The 24445-nt window shown below is 63.5% G+C and carries 20 protein-coding genes and 1 pseudogene; 14 read left to right on the forward strand and 7 right to left on the reverse strand.

Annotation, left to right across the window (positions count from 1 at the left end; translation table 11 throughout):
• Positions 1-113, reverse strand: a pseudogene (locus EOD15_RS06765) (N-acetylglucosamine kinase); the annotation flags it as partial.
• A 198-nt stretch (positions 114-311) separates the two neighbouring features.
• Between EOD15_RS06765 and EOD15_RS06770 the strand changes: the two are divergent.
• From EOD15_RS06770 to EOD15_RS06800, 6 genes are all read left to right on the forward strand, one after another.
• Positions 312-1262, forward strand: coding sequence for an N-acetylmuramic acid 6-phosphate etherase (locus tag EOD15_RS06770; protein WP_127321313.1), 951 nt, complete (start codon positions 312-314; stop codon positions 1260-1262).
• Between the two features lie 117 nt (positions 1263-1379).
• Entirely contained in the window at positions 1380-2639 is a 1260-nt protein-coding gene (locus EOD15_RS06775) for an ABC transporter substrate-binding protein (RefSeq protein ID WP_127321312.1), read from the forward strand.
• A gap of 245 nt (positions 2640-2884) precedes the next feature.
• Positions 2885-3814 (forward strand): sugar ABC transporter permease, encoded by a 930-nt coding sequence (locus EOD15_RS06780; RefSeq protein ID WP_127321311.1) that lies wholly within the window; start codon positions 2885-2887, stop codon positions 3812-3814.
• A 227-nt stretch (positions 3815-4041) separates the two neighbouring features.
• Positions 4042-4881, forward strand: a complete 840-nt coding sequence (locus EOD15_RS06790) for a carbohydrate ABC transporter permease (protein ID WP_127408374.1) — start codon at positions 4042-4044, stop codon at positions 4879-4881.
• On the forward strand, positions 4878-5939 hold the full coding sequence (locus EOD15_RS06795) for a Gfo/Idh/MocA family oxidoreductase (protein WP_127321308.1): 1062 nt from the start codon (positions 4878-4880) through the stop codon (positions 5937-5939). Before EOD15_RS06790 ends, EOD15_RS06795 begins: the two co-directional genes overlap by 4 nt.
• Positions 5940-5954: 15 nt before the next feature.
• Positions 5955-6953, forward strand: coding sequence for an ABC transporter ATP-binding protein (locus tag EOD15_RS06800; RefSeq protein ID WP_127408375.1), 999 nt, complete (start codon positions 5955-5957; stop codon positions 6951-6953).
• 208 nt (positions 6954-7161) lie between these two features.
• On the opposite strand, the gene EOD15_RS06810 is transcribed toward EOD15_RS06800, so the two are convergent.
• The 5 genes from EOD15_RS06810 to EOD15_RS06830 form a co-directional block, all read right to left on the reverse strand.
• On the reverse strand, positions 7162-8007 hold the full coding sequence (locus EOD15_RS06810; protein WP_127328023.1) for a fumarylacetoacetate hydrolase family protein: 846 nt from the start codon (positions 8005-8007) through the stop codon (positions 7162-7164).
• 218 nt (positions 8008-8225) lie between these two features.
• Complete coding sequence (locus EOD15_RS06815; protein WP_127323221.1) at positions 8226-8957, reverse strand: SDR family oxidoreductase; 732 nt, start codon at positions 8955-8957, stop codon at positions 8226-8228.
• Positions 8958-9139: 182 nt separating this feature from the next.
• A complete protein-coding gene (locus EOD15_RS06820) occupies positions 9140-11512 on the reverse strand; it encodes an aldehyde dehydrogenase family protein (RefSeq protein WP_127408376.1) in 2373 nt (790 codons plus the stop codon).
• Between the two features lie 72 nt (positions 11513-11584).
• The gene (gene deoC, locus EOD15_RS06825; RefSeq protein ID WP_127408377.1) at positions 11585-12634 is read right to left on the reverse strand and encodes a deoxyribose-phosphate aldolase; all 1050 of its coding nucleotides are present in this window, start codon (positions 12632-12634) and stop codon (positions 11585-11587) included.
• 153 nt (positions 12635-12787) lie between these two features.
• Positions 12788-13615: a ferredoxin--NADP reductase gene (locus tag EOD15_RS06830; RefSeq protein WP_127320870.1), complete on the reverse strand. Its 828-nt coding sequence runs from the start codon at positions 13613-13615 to the stop codon at positions 12788-12790.
• A gap of 220 nt (positions 13616-13835) precedes the next feature.
• Here EOD15_RS06830 and EOD15_RS06835 point away from each other — a divergent pair, with 220 nt between their 5' ends.
• From EOD15_RS06835 to EOD15_RS06850, 4 genes are all read left to right on the forward strand, one after another.
• Entirely contained in the window at positions 13836-15920 is a 2085-nt protein-coding gene (locus tag EOD15_RS06835) for a hydantoinase/oxoprolinase family protein (protein WP_127320871.1), read from the forward strand.
• Position 15921: 1 nt separating this feature from the next.
• Entirely contained in the window at positions 15922-17679 is a 1758-nt protein-coding gene (locus EOD15_RS06840) for a hydantoinase B/oxoprolinase family protein (RefSeq protein WP_127320872.1), read from the forward strand.
• Positions 17680-17804: 125 nt separating this feature from the next.
• Positions 17805-18581 carry an ABC transporter substrate-binding protein gene (locus tag EOD15_RS06845; RefSeq protein WP_127320873.1) on the forward strand — a complete coding sequence of 259 codons (777 nt, stop codon included), beginning with the start codon at positions 17805-17807 and terminating at the stop codon, positions 18579-18581.
• Positions 18582-18650: 69 nt separating this feature from the next.
• A complete protein-coding gene (locus EOD15_RS06850; RefSeq protein WP_245463592.1) occupies positions 18651-19766 on the forward strand; it encodes an aminomethyltransferase family protein in 1116 nt (371 codons plus the stop codon).
• Between the two features lie 91 nt (positions 19767-19857).
• Here the strand turns inward: EOD15_RS06850 and hpaR are convergent, their stop codons facing one another.
• Positions 19858-20253, reverse strand: a complete 396-nt coding sequence (gene hpaR / locus EOD15_RS06855; protein ID WP_127276380.1) for a homoprotocatechuate degradation operon regulator HpaR — start codon at positions 20251-20253, stop codon at positions 19858-19860.
• 214 nt (positions 20254-20467) lie between these two features.
• Here hpaR and EOD15_RS06860 point away from each other — a divergent pair, with 214 nt between their 5' ends.
• From EOD15_RS06860 to EOD15_RS06875, 4 genes are read left to right on the forward strand one after another with little or no spacing between them, the layout of a single operon-like run.
• Positions 20468-20854, forward strand: coding sequence for a 5-carboxymethyl-2-hydroxymuconate Delta-isomerase (locus EOD15_RS06860; RefSeq protein ID WP_127266759.1), 387 nt, complete (start codon positions 20468-20470; stop codon positions 20852-20854).
• A gap of 11 nt (positions 20855-20865) precedes the next feature.
• Positions 20866-22383 carry a 5-carboxymethyl-2-hydroxymuconate semialdehyde dehydrogenase gene (gene hpaE, locus EOD15_RS06865; protein ID WP_127408378.1) on the forward strand — a complete coding sequence of 506 codons (1518 nt, stop codon included), beginning with the start codon at positions 20866-20868 and terminating at the stop codon, positions 22381-22383.
• A 14-nt stretch (positions 22384-22397) separates the two neighbouring features.
• Positions 22398-23378, forward strand: coding sequence for a 3,4-dihydroxyphenylacetate 2,3-dioxygenase (gene hpaD / locus EOD15_RS06870; protein WP_127321202.1), 981 nt, complete (start codon positions 22398-22400; stop codon positions 23376-23378).
• 25 nt (positions 23379-23403) lie between these two features.
• Positions 23404-24279: a fumarylacetoacetate hydrolase family protein gene (locus tag EOD15_RS06875; RefSeq protein ID WP_127321203.1), complete on the forward strand. Its 876-nt coding sequence runs from the start codon at positions 23404-23406 to the stop codon at positions 24277-24279.
• The last annotated feature ends 166 nt before the right edge of the window (positions 24280-24445 follow it).

A 24445-nucleotide genomic window follows, 5' to 3' on the forward strand; every position in this document is an offset into this window, starting at 1 on the left:
GTGCGGATGTTGGCGGCGCCGCTTTTGGCGCGGCCGATCACCGTGCCGTCCGCCGTTGCCAGAGCGGCCCTGCAACTGGTGCCGCCGCCATCGATTCCGAGCACGAAATTCACTTGATTTCTCCTCCGGGCGGATAATACCAATAAAATACCAATAGCCAAGGATTAATTTCCGTTTCAAAAAGATTAAGCCGTATTTTATTGAAAAATCTGCGTATTTCGTCGGTTCAACGCTTTCAGACCAGCAAATTCGTTAATGCGTGTGGACAAGTGGTATTTTTTTGGTATTGTTCTGGTATTGGAGGAACCGGGATGGCCGAAACGCGCACCGAAGCGCTTCACAAGAATGCCGAAGGGCTGGATATCCAGGCCCCGGACACCGTCCTTTCCTATTTGGCCGATGCGCAGATCGAAGCCGCCAAGGTCGTGCGCCACGCCATTCCATCCATCGCCAGGGCTGCCGAGATCATTGCCGTCAGGCTGAAGAGCGGCGGCAAGCTCGCCTACGCCGCTGCCGGCAGCTCAGGCCTGATGGCGCTGGCCGATGCGCTGGAGCTGCCGGGCACCTTCGGCATTCACCGCGACCGCATCGCTATCCTGATCGCCGGCGGCGACGACGCTTTCCGTACGCTGGCCGGAGGGCCGGAAGACGATACCGAGGAGGCTGCGGCAGCGGTCGCCGGGGCCGGCCTCGGCAAGGGCGACTGCCTGATCGCCATTTCCGCCAGCGGCACGACGCCCTATGCCGTCAAGGCCGTCGAGGAGGCTGCTCGCCGCGGCGCTGCCACCATCGGCATCGCCAACAACAGGGACTCTGCGCTGCTGCGCCGGGCACAAACCGCCATCCTGCTCGAAACGCCGCCGGAACTGATCGCCGGCTCCACGCGCATGGGCGCCGGCACCGCCCAGAAGATCGCGCTCAATATGCTGTCGACGCTGACCGCCATCCATCTCGGCCATGTGCATGACGGTTACATGGTCAATCTCATGGCCGACAACATCAAGCTGCGCGACCGCGCGGCCCGCATCGTCGCCGCCGTCAGCGGACGCGGTACGGACGAAGCGGCCCGCCTGCTCGAGAAGAGCGGCGGCGCGGTCAAGACCGCCATTCTGCTCGCCGCCGGCGCCGACAGCACTGACGCGGCGCAGAAGATACTGGAAGAGGCCGGCCAGAAGCTGCGGCCGGCCCTTTCCGCGCTGGGGCATGATCCCGAAAAGTGGAAGCCGCTTTTCGGAAAAGATCATGCTCGAACAGAGAAATAGAGCCTGGTTCATCCCGATTTTCATCGGGGTGAAACAGGCTTGCGAGGGGAGCAAAGGGCGCACTGCCTCCGTTCTCATCAAAACCGAACCTGAAAAAGGTCAACAGGGAGACTGAGCATGACAACGAAACTACTGACGGCACTGCTTTTGGGCACCAGCATTCTCGGCTCGGCCGGGGTTGCCTATGCCGAAGACGTAACGCTCAACATCGAAAGCTGGCGCGGCGACGACCTTGCCATCTGGAAGGACAAGCTGATCCCGGCTTTCGAAGCCAAGAACCCGGGCATCAAGGTGGTGTTCGCGCCGTCGGCTCCGACCGAATATGACGCAGCGCTCGGCGCCAAGCTCGCCGCCGGCTCGGCGGGCGACCTGATCACCTGCCGCCCGTTCGACAAGTCGCTCGAGCTGTTCAAGAAGGGCAACCTTGCGGATCTCTCGGCGCTGCCCGGCATGGAGAACTTCTCGCCCGTGGCCAAGTCCGCCTGGCAGACCGACGACGGCAAGGCGAGCTTCTGCGTGCCGATGGCATCGGTCATCCACGGCTTCATCTACAACAAGGACGCCTTCGACAAGCTCGGCATCAAAGTGCCGGAGACCCGCGACGAGTTCTTCGCCGCACTCGACAAGATCAAGGCCGACGGCACCTACATCCCGATGGCGATGGGCACCAAGGATCTCTGGGAAGCCGCAACCATGGGCTACCAGAACATCGGCCCGAACTACTGGAAGGGCGAGGACGGCCGCGCGGCGCTGATCAAGGGCGAGCAGAAGCTGACCGACAAGGACTGGGTCGCGCCGTATGAGGAACTGGCCAAGTGGAAGCCGTATCTCGGCGACGGCTTCGAGGCGCAGACCTATCCGGACAGCCAGAACCTGTTCACGCTCGGCCGCGCCGCCATCTACCCGGCCGGCTCATGGGAAATCGGCCTGTTCAACACCCAGGCGCAGTTCAAGATGGGCGCCTTCCCGCCGCCGGTCGAGAAGGCCGGCGACACCTGCTACATATCAGACCATACCGATATCGGCATGGGCCTGAATGCGGCTTCGAAGAACGCCGATGCGGCCAAGACCTTCCTGTCCTGGGTCGCCTCGCCTGATTTTGCCACCATCTACGCCAACGCGCTGCCGGGCTTCTTCAGCCTGAACTCCGCTCCGGTGAAGATGGAAGACCCGCTGGCGCAGGAATTCGTCTCCTGGCGCGGCAAGTGCAAGTCGACGATCCGCTCGACCTACCAGATCCTGTCGCGCGGCACGCCGAACCTCGAAAACGAGACCTGGGTTGAATCGGCCAACGTCATCAACGGCACCGATACGCCGGAAGCCGCGGCCAAGAAGCTGCAGACCGGTCTCGACAGCTGGTACAAGCCGGCCAAGTAGAACTCAGGCAACGGAACCGGCCGGGCGCAGGCCTGGCCGGTTCCGGACTACCTCATTCAAAGTGCGCTTATTCAGATAGCGATTGTCGGCACTGCCTCCCGGCCTTACCCTCTCATCGGGGAAGGCTAGCTGATCAGTCGCAGGCCTTTGTTCTTGCCGCATCGGGCAGGAATGTTCGGGCCGTGCATCGAGGCATCATCTAGATCGATACCCTTTGGAACCGAGAGACGGCGGGGACCGAACTCATGGCCGCAGATATCCGACCGAAAAGACCGTTCCGCTGGCACATCGGCATCTTCCTGGCGCCGGCCGTGCTCGTCTACACGGCGATCATGATCCTGCCGCTCGCCGGCACGCTGCAGCTGTCGCTGTTCCGCAACATCGAGCAGCACCAGGTCTTCGTCGGGCTGCAAAACTTCCGCACCCTGTTCGGCGATCCCAACTGGTCGGTGGGTTTCTGGAACGCGCTGAGGAACAATGTCTGGTTCTTCATCATCCACATGATTGTGCAGAACCCGATCGGCGTCATGCTGGCGGCGCTGCTGTCCAGCCCGAAACTGAGATTCGCGGCTTTCTACCGCACGGCGATCTTCGTGCCGACCATCCTGTCCTTCGTTATCGTCGGTTTCGCCTGGAAGCTGATCCTGTCGCCGCTGTGGGGCGTGGCGCCGCATCTGATGGACATCGTCGGCCTGAAAAGCCTGTTCACGCCGTGGCTCGGCAAGGAGCAATATGCACTGACCGCACTCAGCCTGATCTCGGTGTGGCAGTTCGTCGGCATCCCGATGATGCTGATCTATGCCGCCCTGCTGTCGATCCCCGAAGAGGTGATCGAGGCCGCCGAATGCGACGGGATTACCGGCCTTTCGCAGTTCTGGAAGATCAAGCTGCCGCTGATCCTGCCGTCGATCGGCATCATCTCGATCCTCACCTTCGTTGGCAATTTCAACGCTTTCGACCTGATCTACACCGCGCAAGGCGCGCTCGCCGGGCCGAACTATTCGACCGACATTCTCGGCACCTTCCTCTACCGCGCCTTCTTCGGCTTCCAGCTGCAGACCGGCGACCCCAATATGGGCGCGGCGATCGCCACGATGATGTTCCTGATCATCCTCGGCGGTGTCTGCGTCTACCTCTTCCTCGTGCAGACGCGCCTGCGTCGCTACCAGTTCTGAGGGTTGGATATGTCACGGCTAAACACCCCCCTCTGTCCTGCCGGACATCTCCCCCTCAAGGGGGGAGATTGGATATCATCACTGCTTTCGCCAATCGCCACCGTTGCAAGAAGGGCGGCGACATTGACGCTGCCAATCTCCCCCCTTGAGGGGGAGATGTCCGGCAGGACAGAGGGGGGCGCCTTGGCGCCGACCTCGCAGATCGCGATTGTTCAGGAGACGTCCCAATGAGCACCGCCACCCGTTCCGTGTCCCGCACCATCGGCGCCCACGCGATCCTTTTGACCTACACGGTGATCGCGCTGTTTCCGGTGATCCTCGTCATCATGAACTCGTTCAAGTCCCGCGCCGGCATCTTCGGCGCGCCGCTGACGCCGCCGACGCCAAAAACCTTCGACTTGATCGGCTACACGACCGTCATCGGCCAGGGCGACTTCATCCACTATTTCCAGAACAGCCTCGTCGTCACCGTCGCCTCGCTGTTCTTCGTGCTCCTGTTCGGCGCCATGGCGGCGTTCGCCCTGTCGGAATACCGCTTCCGCGGCAACTCGCTGATGGGGCTTTATCTGGCGCTCGGCATCATGATCCCGATCCGGCTGGGCACCGTCGCCATCCTGCAATTGATGGTGGCGAGCGGGCTGGTCAACACGCTGACGGCGCTGATCCTGGTCTACACCGCGCAGGGCCTGCCGCTTGCCGTGTTCATCCTGTCGGAATTCATGAAACAGGTGTCCGACGATCTGAAGAATGCCGGCCGCATCGACGGCCTGTCCGAATACACCATCTTCTTCCGACTGGTGCTGCCGCTGGTCAGGCCCTCGATGGCGACCGTCGCCGTCTTCACCATGATCCCGATCTGGAACGACCTGTGGTTCCCGCTGATCCTGGCGCCGTCGGAGGAAACCAAGACCGTGACGCTCGGCGCGCAGCTCTTCCTCGGCCAATTCGTCACCAACTGGAACGCCGTTCTCGCTGCCCTGTCGCTGGCCATCATGCCGGTGCTGATCCTCTACGTCATCTTCTCGCGGCAACTGATCCGCGGCATCACGTCCGGAGCCGTCAAGTGAACTCTGAAACACCCCTTCGTGTCGTTGTCGCCGGCCTCGGCAATATGGGCCGCAGCCATGTGCTGGCTTATCATACCAATCCCGGTTTCCAGATCGCGGCGCTGATCAATCGCTCCGACGTGCCGCTGCCGGACGGGCTGTCGGATTACGGCATCAGGCGCTCCTTCGATGACGCCCTGCGTGACGAAAAGCCCGATGTCGCCTGCATCGCCACCTATTCCGACAGCCATGCCGACTATGCTGTGAAGGCCTTCGAGGCCGGTTGCCACGTCTTCGTCGAGAAGCCGTTGGCAACGACGGTGGCCGACGCCAGGCGCGTCGTCGCGGCGGCGAAGGCCAACGGCAGGAAGCTGGTGATCGGCTACATCCTGCGCCATCACCCGTCCTGGATCAGGCTGATCGCCGAAGCCCGCAAGCTCGGCGGCCCCTATGTCTTTCGCATGAACCTCAACCAGCAATCCTCGCGTCACACCTGGGAGACGCACAAGCAGTTGATGCAGACGACCTCGCCGATCGTCGACTGCGGCGTGCACTATCTCGACGTCATGCTGCAGATCACCGATGCGAAGCCGATCGAGGTGCGTGGCATGGGCGTGCGGCTGTCCGACGAGGTGGCGCAGTCGATGTACAATTACGGCCATTTGCAGGTGCTGTTCGACGACGGCTCGGTCGGCTGGTACGAAGCCGGCTGGGGTCCGATGATTTCGGAAACGGCGTTCTTCGTGAAGGACGTCATCTCGCCCAATGGCTGCGTGTCGATCGTCATGAAGGAAGGTGTGAAGTCCGATGACATCGACACCCACACCAAGACCTCGACCATCCGCCTGCACAGTGCGGCGACCGGCGCGGACGGCAAGTTTCTCAAGGCCGACGAGATGCTGTCGATGGAGGGCGAACCCGGCCATCAGGATCTCTGCGACCTCGAACAGGCCTTCGTGCTGAAGGCGATCCGCGAGGATCTCGATCTCACCAAACATATGGACGACGCGGTCAAATCGCTCGCCGTCTGCCTTGCAGCCGACGAGAGCGTGCGCAGTGGCGCCGCCGTCAAACTCTAGAAAAGGGACGAAGCCGTGGGCTCGCTGAACATCGAGAACGTGAAGAAGGCCTTTGGGCCGGTCGAGGTGCTGAAGGGCATCAACCTCGAAGTGAACGACGGCGAGTTCGTTGTCTTCGTCGGGCCGTCCGGCTGCGGCAAGTCGACCTTGCTCAGGGTCATTGCCGGACTGGAGGATTCGACCTCGGGCCGCGTCGTCATCGATGGCGCGGACGTCTCGGCCACGCCGCCGGCCAAGCGCGGCATCGCCATGGTGTTCCAGACCTATGCGCTCTATCCGCATCTGACGGTGAAGAACAATATGGGCCTTGGCCTCAAGCAGGCCGGCACGCCCGCCCCGGAGATCGACCGCCGCATCGGCATCGCCTCGTCGATGCTGTCGCTCGAGCCCTATCTCGAAAGGCGCCCGGCCGAACTCTCCGGCGGCCAGCGCCAGCGCGTCGCCATTGGCCGCGCCGTGGTGCGCGAGCCAAAGCTTTTTCTCTTCGACGAGCCGCTTTCGAACCTCGATGCAGCACTGCGCGTCAACACGCGGCTGGAGATCGCGCAGCTGCATCGCCGGCTGAAGGCGACGATGATCTACGTCACCCACGACCAGGTCGAGGCGATGACGCTGGCCCACAAGATCGTGGTGCTCAACGCAGGGAAAATCGAGCAGATCGGTGGCCCGATGGAGCTCTACAATTCGCCGGCAAATGAGTTCGTCGCCGGCTTCATCGGCTCACCAAAGATGAATTTCGTCGACGGCGCCCGTCTCGGCGAAACCGCCAAGACCATCGGCGTGCGGCCGGAACATTTGACCGTCGATCCGAAATCCGGCGCCTGGAAGGGAACGGTGGTGCATGCCGAGCACCTCGGCGCCGACACTAATCTGTATCTCGACTGCGAGAAGGCCGGTCTGATTACCGTGCGGATTTTTGGTGTTTATGATGCCGAGCCGGGTGCCACGCTGTATGCGACGCCGGATCCGGCGAAGACCTATCGGTTTGGCGCTGATGGGAAGACGATCAAGTAATATTTGACGTCGGCGCTGCCCCTCATTGCCCTGCCGGGCATTTCTCCCCGTATAGTGACGGGGAGAAAGGTACTGGCGCGACGCCGGCGCCTTCTTTGCAGCGTTGGCGATTGGCGAAAGCAGCAGTCACAGCGTCCTTCTCCCCGTTCACGGGGAGAAGATGGCGGCAGCCAGATGAGGGGCGGCGCAGACCTGTCGAGCGACAGGCTTATACGTCTGCCTTGAACGTCTGCTTCTGCTGGCCCAGGCCCTCGATGCCGAGCTCAACCACATCGCCGGCCTTCAAGAACACCGGCGGCTTCATGCCCAGCCCGACGCCGGGCGGCGTGCCGGTGGAGATGATGTCGCCGGGGTGCAACGACATGAACTGGCTGAGATAGGAAACCAGATACTTGACGCCATAGACCATGGTCTTGGTCGAGCCGTTCTGCATCGTCTTGCCGTTGACCGTCAGCCACATTTTGAGGTTCTGCGGATCGGCCACTTCGTCCTTGGTTACCAGCCATGGGCCGGTCGGGCCGAACGTGTCGCAGCTCTTGCCCTTGGTCCACTGGCCCTGCCGCTCGGCCTGGAAGGCGCGCTCGGAGACGTCGTGGGCAACGCTGTAGCCGGCGACATAGTCGAGCGCATCGGCCTCGCTGACATATTTGGCGGTTTTGCCGATGATTACGGCCAGTTCGACTTCCCAGTCGGTCTTCTCCGAGCCGCGGGGGATCAGCACGTCGTCATCCGGCCCGACGATGGCCGAGCTTGCCTTCATGAAGATGATCGGCTCCGGCGGCACGGTGGCGCCGGTTTCGGCGGCATGGTCGGAATAGTTGAGGCCGATGCAGATGAACTTGCCGGTGCCGGCAACGCAGGCGCCAAGGCGCGGGCTGCCGGAAACCGCCGGCAGCGACTTCGGATCGAGCTTGGCCAGTGCCGCCAGCGATGCCGGGTCGAGCGTCTTGCCGCCGATGTCGGTGACGTGAGCGGAGAGATCACGGATCGTTCCATCCGCATCGAGCAGGCCGGGACGTTCGCTTCCCACCTCGCCATAGCGCAACAGTTTCATCTAAATCCTTCTCCTGATTGCGGCCTCGTGGCCTTTTGCAAACTTTCCGCCAAGGCGATTGCGCCTTCAAGGAACCGGCGGACCGTACCCATCGACCTGACTACGAACAAGCGCGATCGCCATACAAGATAGCCGGCGCGCGGGATTTTCAGACTCTTCGATCCCCTGTCATACGCCGGGAAAGGGCCGGCTCGTCCGGCTCGGCAAGATTTCCGCAGTCAGATCGACCAGCCGCCATCGATATTGTAGGCCTGCCCTGACGTATAGGTGGCGCCGGCCAAATAGACGGCGAGATCCGCGATCTCCTCCGGCGTGCCGAGCCGGCCCATCGGCTGGCGGGCGATGAAGGCGGCGCGGGCGGCATCGTAGTCGCCTTGCGCGTGCATGCGGTCCTGCAGCGACGGGCTCTCGACCGTGCCGGGGCAGATGGCGTTGCAGCGTATACCCTTGCCGACATAGTCGGCGGCGATCGCCTTGGTCAGGCCGATGACGGCGGCCTTGGTCAGGCCATAGACGAAGCGGTTGGGCACGCCCTTGGTTGAACTTGCCAGCGAGGCCATGTTGATGATCGATCCGTCGCCGCGTTCCAGCATGCCGGGCAGCACGGCCCGGCTGGTGCGGATCATGGCGCGAACATTGAGGTTCAGCGCGAAATCGAGGTCTCCGTCCTTCATCTCCAGGATCGAGCCCGAATGGACGAAACCGGCGCAATTGAACAGCACGTCGACGACGCCGATCTCGGCAAAGGCGGCGTTGACGGCTTCGTCGTTGAGTACGTCCAGCTTGCGGGTCTTGATCCCCGGCGTCCTGGCGAGTTCCGCCAGCAGTGCCTCGTTGATGTCGGTGGCGTGGACGATGGCGCCAGCTTTTGCGAACGCCAGTGCGCTCGCCTTGCCGATGCCTTGCGCCGCTGCCGTGACGACAACGACCTTGCCTGCCAGATCCGCCATGCTGTTCTCCTCGTCCGCTGGGATAGTCGGGTCTACCTGCGGCTGGCCAAGGCGTCATGTGCCAGTCACGCGTGATCGTGCAGCCTGCGCCGCTGACCGTTCACTGATAAAGATGTTTTTTCTCGTTAAAGAACATCTGTCCGTGCGTCAACCCCGAACCGTCTCAACGGCGCGGCGGGACATCAATCGCCGTAAGGCACCCAGACATTCTTGACCTCGACGGCGCGGCGCAGGAAGGCGTCGCCGGCGGCTTCGTCGGATGCCCAGTCGAGGCTGCGGCCATTGCCGCTCCAGACGCGCTTGAGGTTGCCGATGGACTCTGCCTCCGCCTTGGCGCAGGTCTCTGCGTCGGCGAACACCCAGAGCCCGTCGACATCGTCATGCTTGGCCAGCACGCCGGCAAGTTCGGCGCTGCGGCCGGTGACGATGTTGATGGCGCCTGAGGGAATGTCGGAATATTCGATGACCTGGTAGAGATCGGTGGCCAGCAGCGGGTAGCGCTCCGACGGCACCGCAACCACGGTGTTGCCCATGGCCAGCGCCGGTGCGACCAGCGAGATCAGACCGAGCAGCGGCGAGCTATCGGGGGCGACGATGCCGACGACGCCGACCGGTTCATGAAGCGCCAGCGTCACGGCACGCGCCGGCGGCTGGTGCACGCGGCCCTCGAACTTGTCGGCCAGACCGGCATAGAGGAACAGCCGTTCGAGGGACTGTTCCACCTCTTCCCGCGCGGCCTTGGGCGTAGCGCCGGTCAATTCGGTGAGACGGGCAGCGAACTCGCCGGCACGGCCGGAAAGATTCTCGGCCAGATAATAGAGCACCTGGGACCTGTTATAGGCGGTCGCCTCCGGCCAGGCCTTGGCACCGCGGGCGGCAGAGACGGCATCACGGATATCCTTGCGGCTGCCGAGCCCAACCTCGCCGGCAAGCTTGCCCTTGGCGGTGGCGATGGCGAGCGAATAATTGCCATCCGGCCGTACCTGCTTGCCGCCGATGAACAGCTTTGCCGTGCGATCGATCGTGTCGCCGTCCGGCTGCTCGACAGGCTGTGCGGAGGTCGTCGCCGGCTTGATGACCGGGCCGAGCGGCAATTTTGCCGTGAGATATTCGAACATGCCCTCGCGGCCGCCCTCGCGGCCGAATCCGCTTTCGCGGTAGCCCCCGAAGCCACAGGCGGCGTCGAACATGTTGGTGCCGTTGACCCAGACCACGCCGGCCTTCAATTGCGGCGCGACGTGCAAAGCAAGGTTGACGTTCTCGCTCCACACCGAGGCGGCGAGCCCGTAGCGCGTGTTGTTGGCTAGCTCGATCGCTTCCTCGGTGTTGCGGAAGGTCATGGTCGCCAGAACAGGGCCGAACACCTCTTCTTGTGCCAATATGTTAGCCGGCGAAACACCTGTGGCGAGCGTCGGCAGATGGTAGTAGCCGGAAGACGGCAGCGCCGCATCCGGCTGCCAGCAGACGGCGCCCTGCCTGGCACCTTCGGCAACCAGGCCCTTGACGCGGTCAAGCTGGGTCAAGTCGACCAGCGGGCCGATATCGGTGTTCTTGTCGAGCGGGCTGCCGACGCGCAGCCGGCTCATCCGCGTCTTGACCTTGGCGATCAGGGCGTCGGCTATGCCTTCCTGCACCAGCAGGCGCGAGCCGGCACAGCAGACCTGGCCCTGGTTGAACCAGATACCATCGACCAGGCCTTCGACGGCGCTGTCGAGATCGGCATCCTCGAAGACGATGAAGGCCGACTTTCCGCCAAGTTCCAGCGACAGTTTCTTGCCCGAGCCGGCAGTGGCTTTCCGGATGATCTTGCCGACTTCGGAAGAACCGGTGAAGGCGATCTTCTGGGTGCCGGGATGGTTGACGATGGCGACGCCGGCCTCAGGGCCGCCCTGGACGATGTTGACGACGCCTTTCGGCACGCCGGCGCGTTCGCAAATCTCGGCAAACAGGATAGCGGTCAGCGGCGTGAACTCGGCCGGCTTCAGCACCACGGTGCAGCCGGCGGCGAGCGCCGGCGCGATCTTCCAGGCCAGCATCAGCAGCGGAAAGTTCCACGGGATGATCTGGCCGACCACGCCGACACCCTTGTGGCCGGCGAAATCCCTGTCCAGCGCCTGCGCCCAACCGGCATGGTGTATGAAGTGGCGGATCGCCAGCGGCACGTCGATGTCGCGGCTTTCGCGGATCGGCTTGCCATTGTCGATGGTCTCCAGCACCGCGAACAGGCGCTGGTGACGCTGCATGGCGCGGCCGATGGCATAAAGCACCTTGGCGCGCTGATAACCCGAGGCTGCCGACCACTTCGGCAGCGCCTTGGTGGCCGCCGCAACCGCCGCGTCGATGTCGACGGCGTTGGCGTCGGATACGTTGGCCAGCAGCTTGCCGGAAGACGGCTCGCTGGTTTCGAAAGTCTTGCCGCCGGACGCGGCTTTCCAGTCGCCGCCGATGAACAGCGCCCTGCCGAAATCGCGCGCGGCAAGCCAGGCGTCGGCCTCGTTGCGGGCTTCCGGCGCCGGGCCGTATTCCATGGCGTCGTAGCGGTCGAGAATGTTCATTGGGCGCCTCCTTCACCCCTCCCACTTGTGGGAGGGTCGATCGGCTTGCCGATCGGGGTGGGGGTAAATCTCTCAAGCCATCGCGTGGCGATGATTGGCCGAATAGTGTCCCGTCAGATGGTGCTCGAGCTGGCGCTCGATGTCGGTCAAGAGGCTCGACGCTCCGAAGCGGAACAGGTCCGGCTCCAGCCATGGCCGGCCGAGCTCTTCCTTCATCAGCACCAGCCAGTCGAGCGAGGCCTTGGCCGTGGATATGCCGCCGGCCGGCTTGAAGCCGATGAGATAGCCGGTTTCCTCGAAATAGGCCCTGATGGCGCGCACCATGGCGAGGCCGACGGGCAGCGTCGCGTTGACGCTTTCCTTGCCGGTCGAGGTCTTGATGAAATCGGCGCCCGCCATCATCGCCACCATCGAGGCCAGCATGACGTTGCGCAGCGTGGCGAGATCGCCGGTGCCGAGGATGACCTTCAGATGCGCGTCACCGCAAGCGGCGCGCATCGAGACGATCTCGTTGTAAAGCTCCCGCCACTTGGCCCCGAACACCAGGCCGCGCGGGATGACGACGTCAATCTCGTCGGCGCCGTCGCGGACCGAGGCTTCGATTTCCTGCAGGCGGGTCGACAGGGGTGCCAGACCATGCGGGAAGGCGGTGGAGACGGCGGCGACATGGATGCCGGTGCCGCGCACGGCGTCAACCGCGGTGGTGACGAAAGGATGGTAGACGCAGACGGCGGCCGGGCGGATGGTTTCACCTGATATGCCGAGGCCCTCGACAATGTCGCGGCGGAACGGATTGATCGCCTTGGCGCAGAGCCGGCGCACGCGCTCCTCGGTGTCGTTGGAATTCAGCGTCGTCAAATCCATGCAGGCGACGGCGCGCAGCAGCCAGGCCGCCTGGTTGTCGGCCTTTATAGAGCGCCGCTTGGTCAAGCTGGCGACGCGCCGTTCCAGCGCCGAGCGGTTGACGCTGCGCACCGATTCCATGAAGCCGAGATCGAGCTTCATGCCGGGATTGCGCGCAATGCGATGGTCCGGTGGAACGGCTGTGTTGGCGGCGGCACGCGCCGGCAGCGGCGTCACCTTGGACGAGCCAACATCGGCTTCGCGGATTGTGCTGCTCATCTCCTGCCCTTTCATTCAGCGACGTGTGCCGAAGATAGCCCGTGAAGTCGTACTTCACGAGTCCTGCAGACGGTGATATCCGAAAAAGGCGGCGAAAGCAGCAGTTTTTGACCGTGTGGTCAAAAACGCAGACTTCGAGATGTCAGGTGCGGCTCAGCCGACGAAAGCGCGCTCGACCACGAAAGTCGCCGGGTGGCTCAGCGAACCTTCCTCGAAGCCGAGGCTTTCGGCCAGTTCCTTGACGTCCTTCAGCATATGCATCGAGCCGCAGATCATGATGCGGTCGGTTTCCGGGCTGAGCTTGTCGATGCCGAGATCGCTGTAGAACTTGCCGGAGCCGATCAGCGCGGTGATGCGGCCCATGCGCGCTGAGTCCTCGCGGGTCGTCGAATTGTAGAGCGTGACGCGTCCAGTGGTCAGTTCGCCGATCAGCGGGTCGCTTTCCAACGCCGCGACCAGCTCCTGGCCGTAGGTGAGTTCCGCATTGTCGCGGCAGGTATGGGTCAGGATCAGCTGATCGAACTTGTCGTAGGTGTCGGGGTCGCGCAGCAGGCTGGCGAAAGGTGCGATGCCGGTGCCGGTCGAGATCATGAACAGCCGCTTGGCCGGCGTCAGCGCGTCGACCACCAGCGTGCCGGTCGACTTCTGGCGCATGATCACCGTGTCGCCGACCTGGATCTTCTGCAGCTCGGAGGTCAGCGGACCGTCCGGCACCTTGATCGAGAAGAATTCCAGCTCCTCGTCCCAGGCCGGGCTCGCCACCGAATAGGCGCGGTACACCGGCTTCTCGGCATTGGGCAGGCCGATCATGACGAACTCGCCGGAGCGGAAGCGCAGCGACTGCGGACGGGTGATGCGGAACGAGAACAGCCGATCGGTATAGTGCTTCACCGAGACGACGGTTTCGGCATAGACGTTGGCCGGAATCGGGAACTGCAGCGGTCGGGCGCCGGCGGTGTTGAGAGCGGATGTGGTGTTCATCAAATCCAACCTTCTGGCCCAACCGTGGACGCGGGCGCCAAACTTTCACCTGCACGCCCGGACCATTCAGATCCCGGCGGGCTGTTCGCACACTGCAAAGCGGCAAGCTCTTGTGTCCGGAATTTATTAGTATACAAACGATATTTGCGTCAAGATGCTCCCTTAAAACAGCTTTCCAAACTGGCGCATATCCGTAGTCCGCGCATTTCGGGTTTCGACGATGGAAGAGAATATTTCGGCGCAAGCGCGCAATTCCCGGGGAAATGTCGTCGCCGGTATCGATGTCGGCGGCACCTTCACCGACCTGCTCCTGATCGACGGAAGCGACGGCGGCCGGGTGTATCTGGCCAAGACGCCGACCACGGTGGACAACCAAGCTTTCGGTGTGGTTTCGGCACTCGGCGCCACCGGATTTGCCATCGATAGCATCGACCTCATCGTGCATGGCACGACCACCACCACCAATGCGGTGCTGGAACGCCGGCTGGCGAAAACCGGCATGATCACCACGCGCGGTTTTCGCGACGTGATCGAACTGGGCCGGCGCACGCGGCCGCAGGCCTATGGCATGACCGGCAGCTTCGTGCCGATCATTCCGCGCAATCTCAGGCTCGAAGTCTCGGAGCGCGTCGAAGCATCGGGCGCGGTGCGCACGCCGCTCGACGAGACCGAGATGCGCGACGCAGTGCAGACGCTGATAGCGGCCGGTTGCGAATCCCTGGTCATCCATTTCCTGCATTCCTACGCCAACCCGGCACATGAGCGGCGCGCCGTCGAAATCGCCACCGAACTCTGGCCGAACGGCTACATCACGGCAGGCCATGCGCTGCTGTCGGAAGCGCGCGAATTCGAACGCGGCGTGACCGCTTCGGTCAACGCCTCAGTGCAGCCGATCCTCGAGCGCTATGTCGAGCGGCTGCGCAAGGAATTGGCCGCCAAAGGCTATGCTCGCGACTTCCTGATCATGAACGGCAATGGCGGCATGATCTCGGCCCGCTTCGTCACACGTGAATCGGCCAAGACGGTCATGTCCGGCCCGGCCTCGGGCGTCATCGCCGCCGCCTATACGGGAAAACGCGCCGGCTTCGAAAACCTCGTCACCTATGACATGGGCGGCACCTCGACCGACGTGGCGTTGATCCGCAATGCCGAGCCGGCTGTCTCGAACGAGATCGAGATCGAATATGCGATGCCGATCCATGTGCCGATGGTGGCGGTGCACACGGTCGGCGCCGGCGGCGGCTCGATCGCCCGCGTCGATGCGGCCGGCCTGATCCAGATCGGTCCGGAAAGTGCCGGCGCCAATCCCGGCCCGATCTGCTACGGACGCGGCGGCCTCGAGCCGACCATTACCGACGCCAATCTGGTGCTCGGCCGGCTGGCGCCGAAGAAGCTGCTGGCGGTCCAAAACCCCGTCACATCAGAGCGCGTCACCGGCATTTTCGAAGACAAGATAGGCAAGGCGACCGGCCTGTCCGGCGTCGAGGCGGCGGGCGCGGTGCTGCGGCTCGGCAACATGAAGATGGCGGGCGCCATCCGCATGGTCTCGGTGTCGCGCGGCCATGACCCTCGTGATTTCGCGCTGTTCGCCTTTGGCGGCGCCGGCCCGCTGCACGCAACGGCCCTGGCGCGCGAACTCGGCCTGCCCCGGGTGCTGGTACCGGCGCGTCCGGGCATCACCAACGCACTTGGCTGCGTCGTCGCCGACCTGCGCCATGACTTCGTCAACACCATCAACCAGCCGGTGGCGGTGCTCGACGAAACACAGCTTCATACCGTATTGGAACGCCACCGAAACGAAGGTGAAGAGCTGATCGGCAAGGAAGCGGTGAAGCCGGAGACGATCCGCGTCACCCACTCCGCCGACATGCAGTTCGTCGGCCAGACCCACATCATCAACGTGGCGCTGCCGTCCTCATCGGTGACGCGGGCAACGCTGCAGCAGCTTTTCGAAAAGGCCTATTTTGCCCGCTTCAAGGTCGAACTGCCGGAAATCCGCGCCAACCTCGTCAATCTCAACACCTCGGTGACGGGCGTCCGCCCGTCGATAGACCTGTCGCGCCTAATCGACCCGGCTGGGCGCGCAACAACGCTCGACGAGGCGCGGCGCGAGATCCGGCCGGTCTGGTACAGCGGACGCTGGCACGACACGCCGGTATACGCGCGCGAAAAACTGCCGCTCGACGCTGAAATCGAAGGGCCGGCGATCCTCGAACAGATGGACGCCACCACCGTGCTCGAGCCCGGCGACCGCGCACGCAGCGACGCCGACGGCAACATCATCATCGACATTGGCGAGGCCTGAGATGCCAAATCTTGATAGGGCAAAGCTCGACGCCATCACCCTTTCGGTCCTGCAGGCGGCACTGCAGCAGGTCTGCGACGAGATGGACCTGACCTTCTCGCGCGCCGCCTTCTCGCCTGTCATCGCCGAGGCCAATGACCGCTCCGACGGCATCTATTCGGCCGTCGATGGTTCGCTGATCGCGCAAGGCAGCCAGGGCCTGCCGGTGTTCGTCGGCGTCATGCAATATTCGACCAGGACGGTGATCGAGATGATCGCCGATGGCCGCTGCTTGGCCCCGGAGCCGGGCGACATCTACATCGTCAACGATCCCTATCTCGGCGGCACGCATCTGATGGATGTGCGCTTTGCCATGCCGGTCTACCGGGACGGCAAGATTTTCTGCTGGCTGTCCAATACCGGCCATTGGCCCGACATTGGCGGCTCGGTGCCGGGCGGATTTTCAGCCTCGGCGACTGCCGTGGAGCAGGAAGGCCTGCGACTGCCGCCCGTAAAACTGTTCAAGAAGGGCGTGCTCGATCCGGAGATCTACGCCATCATCTGCTCCAACATCCGTGTCGCCGACCAGCGCATCGGCGACATCCGCGCCCAGGCTGCGGCACTGCTGATCGGTCAGGACAGGCTCAATGGGATCCTGGATCGTTACGGTGATGAAACGGTTGTCGAGGCGATCGCCGAACTGCGCCGCCGCGCGGCCGAGCAGATGCGCGCCAACATCTCAGCCATTCCCGACGGCACCTACCATTCCAAGGCGTTTGTCGATTCCGATGGGGTAGTCAACGAGCCGCTGACCATCGCGCTCGCGGTGGAGAAACAGGGCAATACGCTGACCTTCGATTTCACCGGCTCGTCAAAGCCCTGCGCCGGGCCGATGAACAGTGTGCTGGCGACGACCTTGTCGTCGGTCTATCTCGCCATGCGCCACATTTTCCCTGATGTGCCGATCAGCGCCGGTGCCTTCGAACCGCTTGAAGTCAAGCGGCCGGAAGGCACTTTCCTCGACGCCAGATATCCACGCCCGGTCTCGGGCTGCGCGGCTGAAGTGTCGCAGCGCATCGCCGAAGCGGTGTTCGCGGCGATGGTGCAGGCGCTGCCGGACAAGGTGACCGCGGCGCCCGCCGGCTCCAGCGGCAATTTCGCGCTCGGCGGCAACGACCCGGCGCGCGGTCGCGATTACGTCATGTACCAGATCTCCGGCGGCGGTTACGGCGGAAATTCAGGCCATGACGGACTGACCAATGGCTGCTCGACCATCGGCATTTCCAAATCGCCGCCGGTCGAGATCATGGAACAGGCATTCCCAGTGCTCTACCGCCACTATGCCTTGCGCGAAGGTTCAGGCGGCGCCGGCAAGCATCGCGGCGGTTTCGGCCTCGCCTATGAGGTCGAAATCCTGCGCGGCGACGCCCGTGCTTCTTTCGTCATGGATCACGGCCGTTTCGGCCCCCAAGGCGCACTCGGCGGCAGGGATGGCGCGGTCAACATGGTGACCGTCTTCCGCAACGGCGAGGAACATGTACCGCCGCATTTGTCCAAGGAGCAGGACATCGCGCTCAAGGCCGGCGACCGCGTGCGCGTCGGCACGCCGGGCGGTGGCGGCTACGGCGATCCGCTGCAGCGCGATCCGGATCTGGTGCTGCGCGACGTGGCGTTGGGTTACTATACGGTCGAGGAAGCCAACGAAAAATTTGGCGTTGTCCTCTCGGCAGGCGAACTCGGCATCGACCGGACAGCGACGAACAAGCAGCGCGCCGGCTAACGCACGACCAATCGTGAGGGCTTGGTCCGCTCGCCGCGCCGCGATCGCCGCAGCGCATGTCGTTTCCGTCTCCGCCGGGATCATGAAAGCCCGTAGACTTCCCGCTTTCAACGGGGAACTCGAACATGCGTCTTTTCGGTCGTTTCGTGCTTGCCGCTTCCGTCGCTCTCACCCTTGCCACGGGCGCCGCCTCCGCCCAGGACAAAAAACTCAGGATCGGCACCGAGGGCGCCTATCCGCCCTTCAATTACGCCAGTGCCGACGGCACGCTGGGCGGCTTCGACATCGACTTGGGGAAGGCGCTATGCGCCGAGATGAAGGCCGAGTGCGAGTTCAGCGTGCAGGATTTCGATGGTTCCATACCGGCGCTGCAGGCCGGCAAGTTCGACGCCATCATCAACATCACCATCACGCCCGAGCGGGCCGAGAAGGTCGAGTTCACCCACAAATACTACCAGACGCCGCCGGCCATCGCCGTACCGAAGGATTCGACCATATCAGGCACCTCGCCGGACGATCTGAAAGGCAAGGCGCTCGGCGTGCAGACCGCGACCATCCACCAGAAATTCGCCGACCAGAAATATGCAGGCTCGACGGTCAAGGCCTATCCGACGGGCGACGATGCCCGCACCGACATGGCCAATGGCCGCCTCGACGCGATGATGGACGGCTCGATCATCCTGACCGAGTGGTTGAAGAAGCCAGACGGCGCCTGCTGCAAGCTGCTCGGCACGCTGACGGCCGATCCGGCCATACACGGCCCGGGCGTCGGCATCGCCCTGCAGAAGGGCAACAAGGAGTTGGCCGACAAGCTCAATGCGGCCATCGACGCGCTGCGCGCCAATGGCAAGTACAAGGAAATCAACGACAAATACTTTTCCTTCGACGTCTACGGCAGCTGAGAACGACAACAGATGCCTTCCGGCAGCGCTGCCTGGCGCTGCCGTTTTTCTTGAACGATGGAGACTTCCTTGGCTGAGCGGCGTTCCCCTTTCTACAGCAGCATCGTCGGGCTGGGCGCGACCATGGGTCGTGTCGGGGGCGATTTCATCTCGGCCAAAACTTATTCCGGCATTGCCGACGAGCACCTGAACACCCGCAGGAATGTCGGCGTGCAGGATCTCAGCACCATGGGCAAGATGGATATCAAGGGGCCGGAGGCCGAGGCGCTGGTCAACCATGTCATCGTCAATAATGCCGCTGCCATGAAACCGGGCCAGGTCCGCTATTCCACGGTCTGCCGCGAGGATGGCGGCATCATGGACGACCTCACCGTGTTTCGGTTGGGCCCGGAGCACTTCATGCTGGTGACCGGCTCGGTCAACCGCCTGAAGATGCTGCCCTGGCTGCAGCATCACGCTCAGGGCCGCAAGGCCTATGTCACCGACATCACGGCGGCCATCGCCTTCCCGACCATCCAGGGTCCGCGCTCGCGCGAACTGCTGAAAGCGTTGATCGCGGATGCCGATCTGGATGGACTGAAGCGCTGGTCGTTCACGTCGGGCCATATCAACGGCACGAGAGTACTGATCTCGCGCACCGGCGTCACCGGCGAACTCGGCTTCGAACTGTTCGTGCCGGCCGACGAGGCGGCCTCTCTCTGGGACGCGCTGATGCGCACCGGCCGTGACTTTGGCCTGAAACCCTATGGCGTGCTGGCGATGTTCACGCTGGGCCTGGAAAAGGCCTATCCGGCGCACGGCATCGACATGGACGAGACCCGCACCCCGTTCCATGTCGGCCTCGACCGCTGGATCAAGTTCGACAAGGGCGATTTCATCGGCCGCGAAGCTTTGCTCAAGGTTCGCGACAAGGGCCTCGACGAGCAATGGGTCGGACTGATCCTCGACGGCGACAAGCCGGCCGCGGCCGATGCCAGGATTCTGGCCGATGGCGAGGACGCCGGCATCGTCACCTACAGCGACCACGGCTATTCCCTCGGCAAGGTGCTGGCCACCGCGCATCTGCGGCTGCCCTTCACGGCTGTCGGCACCGAATTGAGCATTGATATCGGTGGTAAGCCGACGCGTGCGGTGGTGGCTCCGATACCGTTCTTCGATCCGGAAGGGGCGAGGTTGCGAGGTTAGCTGACCCCCCTTCGGGTGTTTCGGCCATTTCCAAGGTATGCGGGGCCGTCAACCCAAGCGACCGTCGAAACTTCTGAGGTAGCCGGAACGATCAGCTCTCGCCATCGATCAGCGTCTCCAGCAGATCGAGCAACTGCTCGAGCTTTTCGTGGCCGAAGCGCTGTTCGATGTCGTCATAAATGACGCGACGCTCCGGCGACAGGGCGTCGATCAGGGCGGAACCGGCGGGCGCAATGGTTAGAACGACGCGTCGGCCGTCGCCTTCGGCCTTGTTGCGGGTGATGAATTTGCGGCCCTCGAGCGCCTTGATGATGCGCGTCAGGCTGGGCGGCAAAACCGAGGCGCGGTCGGCGAGTTCCGTCGCCTCGACCGGGCCGGCTTCGCTCAGCACGCGCAGCACGCGCCATTGCTGTTCGGTCACGTCATGCGCCGCAAGCATCGGCCGAAACCGCGCCATCACCGCTTCGCGGGCATGAAGCAGCGCCATTGGCAGAGAACGACGGGTGTTTTCAGGCAGCAAGAAAAAGAGCCTCCCACGCTTGCGATCGAAAACAGGCCTTCCCTCAGCCGAATCCGCCTGCCAGGGCCCGTTCCTGCCATCCCGTATCGTTGCGCCAAGGCCGATGCAAGACTTGACTTCGTCGGCGTTGCATGTAATTAACGCGTTAACTACAACAAAAGCAATAGACCAGGGAAACGCCGTGCCTCACTTCTCCATCGAGTATTCAGCCAATCTCGATGCCAAGGTCGACATGGGCGAATTGTGCGCGCTGGTGTTGCGCACCGTGCTGGACACCGGGCTGTTCGAGACCGGCGCCGTGCGGGTGCGGGCCTTTCGCGCCGAGGCTTACGCGATGGCCGACAGTCTGCCGGAAAACGCTTTTCTCGACATGTCGTTTCGCATCGGCACCGGCCGCAGCCCTGATGAGAAGAAGCGGACCGGCGAAGCCGTCTTCGCGGCGGTGAGCGAATATCTCGCCGGGCTGTTCGAGACCCCGCATTTCGCCCTGTCGCTCGAGATCCGGGAAATCGACCCGGAGCTGAGTTGGAAGAGAAACGCAATCCACCCGCGACTGCGCGGCAAGTGACGGAACCCGACATGTCCGACCTGCAAGGCAATCTGAACAAGGCCGAGGCCTATATGGACCGCTTCAGGCGCGATGGCGTGTTGAACCAGATCGGCGGCGAGGCGGTACCGGCGCTCGACGGCGCGACATTCGAAACGCTGTCGCCGGTCGACCTGAAGCCGCTGGCCAAGGTCGCGCGCGGCGGAGCCGCCGACATCGACCGCGCCGCCAGGGCGGCCAAGGCTGCGTTTCCGGCCTGGGCCGCCATGCCGGGCGAAGCGCGCAAGAAGCTGCTGCACAGAATCGCCGACGCGATCGAGGCGCGTGCCGAGGAGATAGCCTTCGTCGAATGCATGGATACCGGCCAGGCGCTGAAGTTCATGGCCAAGGCGGCGTTGCGGGGTGCCGAGAATTTCCGCTTCTTCGCCGACCGTGCACCCGAAGCCCGAGACGGCGAGACGCTGCGGACGTCCGGCCAGGTCAACATCACGACACGCGTTCCGATCGGCCCGATCGGCATCATCACGCCGTGGAACACGCCGTTCATGCTGTCGACCTGGAAGATCGCGCCGGCGCTGGCGGCCGGCTGCACCGTGGTTCATAAGCCGGCTGAATTTTCGCCGCTGACCGCCCGCCTGCTGGTCGAGATCGCCGAGGAGGCCGGTCTGCCGAAGGGTGTCTGGAACCTGGTCAACGGCCTGGGTGAAGATGCCGGCAAGGCGTTGACCGAGCATCCCGACATCAAGGCGATCGGCTTTGTCGGCGAGAGCCGTACCGGCTCGATGATCATGAAACAAGGCGCCGACACGCTGAAGCGCGTGCATTTCGAGCTTGGCGGCAAGAACCCGGTGATCGTCTTTGCCGACGCCGATCTCGAACGCGCCGCCGACGCCGCCGTATTCATGATCTATTCGCTGAATGGCGAACGCTGCACCTCGTCGTCGCGACTGCTGGTCGAAGCTTCGATCTATGAAAGCTTCACCGCCAAAATCGCGGAGAGGGCGAAGCGCATCGTCGTCGGCCATCCGCTCGATCCGAAAACGGTGGTCGGCCCGCTCATCCATCCGGTGCATGAGAAGAAGGTGCTGTCCTATATCGACATCGGCAGGTCGGAGGGGGCCACGCTCGCCGTCGGCGGCGGCAAGGTCGATGGGCCGGGCGGCGGCTGTTATGTCGGCCCGACACTGTTCACCAACGTCACCAACGGCATGCGCATTGCGCAGGAGGAGATTTTCGGGCCGGTGCTGAGCGCCATTCCCTTCAACGACGAGGCCGAGGCGCTTGCGCTGGCCAACGACACGCAATACGGCCTGACCGGCTATCTCTGGACCTCGGACGTCACCCGCGCCTTCCGCTTCACCGACGCGCTCGATGCCGGCATGATCTGGGTCAATTCGGAGAATGTGCGCCATTTGCCGACACCGTTCGGCGGCGTCAAGAATTCCGGCATCGGCCGCGACGGCGGCGACCATTCCTTCGACTTCTACATGGAGACGAAGAACATAGCCTTTGCGACGACGGCGCACGCGATCCAGAAACTCGGCGGCTGACCGGAGGAAATCAGATGCCCTTGCCCAAGCCCAATCTCTACCCCGCCTTCAACATCGTGCGCCTCAGCCATGTCGAGCTGGCCGTCACCGACCTCGCCAAATCTCGCGCCTTCTATGTCGATACGCTCGGCCTGCAGGTCACCGACGAGACATCGGACACCATCTATCTCAGGGCGCTGGAGGAGCGTGGGCACCATTGCATCGTGCTGAAGAAGGCGGCCACGGCAGAAGCGCGCGACCTTGGCTTCAAGGTCTTCTCGGATGAAGACCTCGACAAGGCAGTGCATTTCTTCAAGGACAAGGGCCTGCCGGTGGAATGGGTCGAGCGACCCTACCAGTCGCGCACCTTCCGCACCCGCGATCCGCACGGCATTCCGCTCGAATTCTACGCTGAGATGGAGCGGCTGCCGCCGATCCACCAGAAGTATGCGCTGTACAAGGGCGTCAAGCCGCTGCGCATCGACCACTTCAACTGCTTCTCGCCCAATGTCGACGAGTCCGTCGCCTTCTACAACGAGCTCGGCTTCCGGGTGACCGAGTATACCGAGGACGCCAGCAGCGGAAGGCTGTGGGCGGCGTGGACGCACCGCAAGGGCGGCGTGCACGACATCGCCTTCACCAACGGCATCGGGCCGCGCCTGCACCATGTCGCCTTCTGGGTGCCGACGCCGCTCAACATCATCGACCTGCTCGATCTGATGGCAACGACGGGCTATTTGCCGAACATCGAACGCGGCCCCGGCCGGCACGGCATTTCCAACGCCTTCTTCCTCTATGTCAGAGACCCGGACAACCACCGCATCGAGATTTACTGTTCGGATTACCAGACGGTCGATCCGGACCTGGAGCCGATCAAATGGGACCTCAAGGACCCGCAACGCCAGACGCTGTGGGGCGCGCCGGCGCCGAAAAGCTGGTTCGAGGAGGGCAGTGTGTTTGCCGGAGCGAAGGCACGCCAGCCGAATTTGGCGGCTTCGCCGATCATTGCGCCGTGACGATGAACCTTACGAGGAGACGCGGATGACTGGACATGGCCGGCTCGCCACCTTCACCGTCGGCGGCAAGGCGCGCTATGGCGCGGTCACCGGCAAGGGCGTCGTCGACCTGTCGGCGCGCCACGGCCAATGGCCGACGTTGCGGGAAGTGATCGAGGCCGGCGCCTTGCGGCGGCTGGCGGAAGAGGCGGAGGCGTTTGCCCCAGATTTCCCGCTCGACGCCATCGCCTACGAAATCCCGGTGCCTTCGCCGGAAAAGATCGTCTGCGTCGGCGTCAACTACCCCGACCGTAACGAGGAGTACAAGGATGGCCAGGCTGCGCCCTCCAACCCGTCGCTGTTCGTCCGCTTTCCCCGCTCCGTCGTCGGCCACGGCGCGTCGCTGGTGCGGCCACCGGAATCACCGCAGCTCGACTATGAGGGCGAAATCGTCATCGTCATCGGCAAGGCTGGCCGGCGCATTGCCGAGGCCGACGCGCTTGGCCATATCGCGGCGCTGTCGCTGTGCAACGAGGGCACCATCCGCGACTGGGTGCGGCATGCCAAGTTCAACGTCACGCAAGGCAAGAATTTCGACCGCAGCGGCTCGATCGGCCCATGGCTGGTGCCGTTCACCGACGAGGCGCAGATCGCCGACATCGCGCTGACCACCCGCGTCAATGGCGAGTTGCGCCAGCAGGACCGCACCAGCCGGATGATTTTTTCCTTCCGCAAGATCATCAATTACATCTCGACCTTCACCACGCTGGTGCCGGGCGATATCATCGTCACCGGCACGCCGGCCGGCGCCGGCGCCCGCTTCGAGCCGCCGATCTGGCTGAAGCCCGGCGACGTGATCGAGGTGGAGGCCGAAGGCATCGGCGTGCTCAGAAACGGTGTCGTCGACGAGGCAGCGCAATGACCCCGGAACAGGTGGAGGACGCCGCGGCACGGCTGTTCGAGGCCGAGCGGTCGCGCCGCCAGATCCGTCTGCTCAGCCTCGATTTTCCCGATGCGACGATGGAGGACGCCTATCGCGTGCAAGCGGCGCTGGTGGCGCGCAAGATCGATGCCGGGCTGAAGCCGAA

This window comes from Mesorhizobium sp. M7A.T.Ca.US.000.02.2.1 (assembly GCF_003996995.1).
In the GTDB taxonomy this organism is placed as follows: Bacteria; Pseudomonadota; Alphaproteobacteria; order Rhizobiales; family Rhizobiaceae; genus Mesorhizobium.

Excerpts from the sequence above, each read along its gene's own strand:
- EOD15_RS06845 (WP_127320873.1), top strand. The coding sequence starts at position 17,805 with ATGCGTCTTTTCGGTCGTTTCGTGCTTGCCGCTTCCGTCGCTCTCACC.
- EOD15_RS06840 (WP_127320872.1), top strand. The coding sequence starts at position 15,922 with ATGCCAAATCTTGATAGGGCAAAGCTCGACGCCATCACCCTTTCGGTC.
- hpaE (WP_127408378.1), top strand. The coding sequence starts at position 20,866 with ATGTCCGACCTGCAAGGCAATCTGAACAAGGCCGAGGCCTATATGGAC.
- EOD15_RS06830 (WP_127320870.1), bottom strand. The coding sequence starts at position 13,615 with ATGAACACCACATCCGCTCTCAACACCGCCGGCGCCCGACCGCTGCAG.
- EOD15_RS06770 (WP_127321313.1), top strand. The coding sequence starts at position 312 with ATGGCCGAAACGCGCACCGAAGCGCTTCACAAGAATGCCGAAGGGCTG.
- EOD15_RS06810 (WP_127328023.1), bottom strand. The coding sequence starts at position 8,007 with ATGAAACTGTTGCGCTATGGCGAGGTGGGAAGCGAACGTCCCGGCCTG.
- EOD15_RS06875 (WP_127321203.1), top strand. The coding sequence starts at position 23,404 with ATGACTGGACATGGCCGGCTCGCCACCTTCACCGTCGGCGGCAAGGCG.
- EOD15_RS06820 (WP_127408376.1), bottom strand. The coding sequence starts at position 11,512 with ATGAACATTCTCGACCGCTACGACGCCATGGAATACGGCCCGGCGCCG.
- deoC (WP_127408377.1), bottom strand. The coding sequence starts at position 12,634 with ATGAGCAGCACAATCCGCGAAGCCGATGTTGGCTCGTCCAAGGTGACG.
- EOD15_RS06780 (WP_127321311.1), top strand. The coding sequence starts at position 2,885 with ATGGCCGCAGATATCCGACCGAAAAGACCGTTCCGCTGGCACATCGGC.
- EOD15_RS06775 (WP_127321312.1), top strand. The coding sequence starts at position 1,380 with ATGACAACGAAACTACTGACGGCACTGCTTTTGGGCACCAGCATTCTC.
- EOD15_RS06790 (WP_127408374.1), top strand. The coding sequence starts at position 4,042 with ATGAGCACCGCCACCCGTTCCGTGTCCCGCACCATCGGCGCCCACGCG.
- hpaR (WP_127276380.1), bottom strand. The coding sequence starts at position 20,253 with ATGGCGCTGCTTCATGCCCGCGAAGCGGTGATGGCGCGGTTTCGGCCG.
- hpaD (WP_127321202.1), top strand. The coding sequence starts at position 22,398 with ATGCCCTTGCCCAAGCCCAATCTCTACCCCGCCTTCAACATCGTGCGC.
- EOD15_RS06815 (WP_127323221.1), bottom strand. The coding sequence starts at position 8,957 with ATGGCGGATCTGGCAGGCAAGGTCGTTGTCGTCACGGCAGCGGCGCAA.
- EOD15_RS06835 (WP_127320871.1), top strand. The coding sequence starts at position 13,836 with ATGGAAGAGAATATTTCGGCGCAAGCGCGCAATTCCCGGGGAAATGTC.